Here is a 3,466-nt window from a genome sequence, read left to right on the forward strand (position 1 = left end):
GTGATCATGTCCTGCGGGGGGCGGCGTACAGGCGGTGGCGATCACGTGAGCGCACTGTTTGTCCGTCAATTTCGGTGCCTTTCCCGGACGCGGCCGGTCGCTCAAGGCCGCTTCGACGCCTTCCTCGACACATCTTTGCCGGGTGTTGTAGACCATGGTGGCAGAAACCCCCAGGGCTTCCATGATCGCCGCATCCTTGCAGCCGGCTGCTGCCTTGAGCAGTATCCGCGCCCGTGTTTGCTTGCGCGCCGAGCTTTTCCCCTTGCGCAGCAAGGCTTCCAGCATTTGAACCTCTTCATCCGTCAGCGTGACTCGATACTTGATGGCCGGCATGGCAGTCTCCTCAGGGGTGGCAATGCAACTCTGTCTGCAACTTGTGGGCCAATTATCCTATCGATTCATGGTGACTGACTACTAGCGTGATGGAAGTTCACCGTGGACCATCGGTGCAAGAGATCTGGGGGCATGTTACTGTTACAATCGTTGAGCCGAGCGGCGTGGAGAGGATAGGGGTCACACCTTCATTCTGCGCATAGGCTCAACTGCAACTGGATTGACCCGAGTCTCACATGACCCGTACTGCTTCGATTAACCTAGCTCAGTGGTGGCGCTTCCATTAGGAAGCGGCATGTCGTTGCGGTCTCGAACCGCACCTTGTCGCCGTACCGGCAGGCAGGGTTAAGTTAGATGGCTCTCTCCGGCACGGCGGCTCCAAGATTAAAGGAGATTGTCCGATGCCCTCAGAAGACACCTGTTCATTTCGCTCCCCGCCTCGTGGGCGCGCAAGCAGTTTTTGCCAAAACGAACCGCCGCGCAGGATGAGCGGTGTCCGGTTCACCGTGCCTGCTCGCCGCGGTCGCCAACTCCCCCTTTTTGCGTCGCGACAGCCACGCCTGTCATGCGAGGCCGGCCTGTGTCGCGCATGGCTTGAACACATGCGACCTTCGCGCAGAGGATCATCAAGACTGGTCGAAAGTTGCCCGGTCGGCGGCCGATGCCACCGCAGTCCAGCGCCGGTGTGTATATGGCTGTGTATATAAAATCTCGGCTTCGTTAAAATACATCAATAAAATCAAGAACTTACAATGACTAGGCTGCTGATGATCGACAACTACGACAGCTTCACCTACAACATCGTCCAGTACTTCGGCGAACTGGGTGCGCAGGTGGAGGTGTACCGCAACGACGAGATCACGCTCGAAGGTATCGCGGAGCGCGCGCCCGAGCGGCTGGCCATCTCCCCCGGCCCCTCCTCGCCGGCGGAGGCGGGCATCTCGGTTGCGGCCATCCGGCACTTCGCCGGCAGGCTGCCGATCCTGGGCGTCTGCCTGGGCCACCAGGCCATCGGCGTGGCTTTCGGCGGCAAGGTGGTGCGGGCGCGGGCGCTCATGCATGGCAAGACCAGCGTCATCACCACCACCCAGGAAGGCGTGTTCGCCGGGCTGCCCAGGCAGTTCACGGTGAACCGCTACCACTCGCTGGCCATCGCGCCCGACGGCTGCCCGCCGGTGCTCCGGCGCACGGCCTGGACGGACGACGGCGAGATCATGGGCGTGCGCCACGCGGAGCTGCCGATACAGGGCGTGCAGTTCCACCCCGAGTCCATCCTGACCGAGCATGGCCACGCCATGCTGCGCAACTTCCTTGAACAGGCGTGAGGCATGGGCATCGAGCACATCGGCGTCTTCATCGCCGCCGGGCTGCTGCTGAACCTGGTGCCCGGCCCGGACGCGCTCTACATCGTGGGCCACGCGCTGCGCGGCGGCCTGCGCGCGGGCATCGTCGCGGGGCTGGGCATTGCCGCCGGCTGCCTGGTGCACGTGCTGGCCACGGCGTTGGGTGTGAGCGCGCTGCTGGCCGCGTCGGCCACGGCGTTCGCCGCGCTCAAGTGGCTGGGCGCGGCCTACCTGGCCTGGATGGGGCTGCGGCTGCTGTGGGGTAGCCGGCCCGGCGCCGTGCCGCGTGGTGCTCCTGATTTAGTAGCTGGTAGCGCAGGTGGAATAAGCGCTGGAGGCCAAAAAGGCATATTCTTCGGCGGCTTCTGCACCAACGTGCTGAACCCCAAGGTCGCGCTGTTCTTCCTGGCCTTCGTGCCGCAGTTCATCGCCCCCGGCGCGCCGCACAAGCCGCTGGCGTTCATGCTGCTGGGCTTGCTGTTCATCGCCGATTCGGTCCCGGTCGGCATCGGCTGGGCGCTGCTGGCCGCCGCGCTGGCGCGGCGCGTGGGCGCCATGCGGCGCGGCCTGCGCTGGCTCGACCGCGCCGCCGGCGTTCTATTCATCGGCTTGGGCGTGCGGCTGGCGCTCGCCGACAATCCCGCTTCATGAATCCGAGGAGATCCTCCATGCCCATCACCCCCCAGGAAGCACTGCAGCGCACCATCGAGCACCGCGAGATCTTCCACGACGAGATGCTGCACCTCATGCGCCTCATCATGGGCGGCGAGTTGTCGCCCGTGATGACGGCGGCGCTCATCACCGGCCTGCGCGTGAAGAAGGAGACCATCGGCGAGATCACCGCCGCCGCGCAGGTGATGCGCGAGTTCTCCACCAAGGTCCACGTGGCCGACAAGACGCACCTGGTGGACATCGTGGGCACGGGCGGCGACGGTGCGGGCAGCTTCAACATCTCCACCTGCGCCATGTTCGTGGCGGCGGCGGCGGGTGCCAGGGTCAGCAAGCACGGCGGGCGCGGCGTGTCGAGCAAGTCCGGCAGCGCCGACGTGGCGGAAAGCCTGGGCATCAGCCTGAACCTGAAGCCCGAGGCCATCGCGCAGACCATCGCGCAGGTGGGCATCGGCTTCATGTTCGCGCCCAACCACCACCCGGCCATGAAGAACGTGGCCCCGGTGCGCAAGGAGCTGGGCGTGCGCACCATCTTCAACATCCTGGGCCCACTGACCAACCCGGCGGACGCGCCGAACATCCTCATGGGCGTGTTCCATCCCGACCTGGTGGGCATCCAGGTGCGCGCGCTGCAGCGCCTGGGCGCCGAGCATGCGCTGGTGGTCCATGGCAAGGATGGCATGGACGAGATCAGCCTGGGCGGCGCCACCCTGGTGGGCGAGCTGAAGGATGGGCAGATCATCGAATACGAAATCCACCCCGAGGACTTCGGCCTGCCCATGGCGGGCAGCCGCGCGCTGCGCGTGGAGACGCCCGAGCAGTCGCGCGCGCTGCTGCGCGCCGTGCTGGCGGGGCAGAAGGGGCCGGCGCACGACATCGTGGTGTTCAACGCCGGGGCGGCGCTGTATGCGGCCAATGTGGTGAATTCGATCTCCGCGGGCATGGACAAAGCGCGGGCAGCTATCGAATCAGGAGCGGCCCAGGCCAAGCTGCAAGAGCTGGTGGCCGCATCGGCGGCGCTCGCCGTGGCATGAAGGGTTGCCTGAGATGGAACACTCCCCCAGGCTTGCCCACTGCGTGTGGCCGCCAACCCCCTCGCCGGGGGCGATACCGGCGGCCCG

General features: G+C 65.6%; 4 protein-coding genes. 3 read left to right on the forward strand and 1 reads right to left on the reverse strand.

Annotation, left to right across the window (positions count from 1 at the left end; all coding sequences use genetic code 11):
- A partial coding sequence (locus PY257_RS14250) for a helix-turn-helix domain-containing protein (protein ID WP_275742985.1) occupies positions 1-333 on the reverse strand: 333 nt, incomplete at its 3' end.
- 752 nt (positions 334-1,085) lie between these two features.
- Here PY257_RS14250 and PY257_RS14255 point away from each other — a divergent pair.
- The 3 genes from PY257_RS14255 to trpD are packed head-to-tail and all read left to right on the forward strand — an operon-like array spanning position 1,086 to position 3,379.
- Complete coding sequence (locus PY257_RS14255) at positions 1,086-1,658, forward strand: aminodeoxychorismate/anthranilate synthase component II (RefSeq protein WP_275742986.1); 573 nt, start codon at positions 1,086-1,088, stop codon at positions 1,656-1,658.
- A 3-nt stretch (positions 1,659-1,661) separates the two neighbouring features.
- Positions 1,662-2,327: a LysE family translocator gene (locus tag PY257_RS14260; protein WP_275742988.1), complete on the forward strand. Its 666-nt coding sequence runs from the start codon at positions 1,662-1,664 to the stop codon at positions 2,325-2,327.
- Positions 2,328-2,344: 17 nt separating this feature from the next.
- A complete protein-coding gene (trpD, locus tag PY257_RS14265) occupies positions 2,345-3,379 on the forward strand; it encodes an anthranilate phosphoribosyltransferase (RefSeq protein WP_275742990.1) in 1,035 nt (344 codons plus the stop codon).
- Positions 3,380-3,466: the final 87 nt, after the last annotated feature.

It is taken from the genome of Curvibacter soli, assembly GCF_029211125.1.
Lineage (GTDB): Bacteria > Pseudomonadota > Gammaproteobacteria > Burkholderiales > Burkholderiaceae_C > Curvibacter_A > Curvibacter_A soli.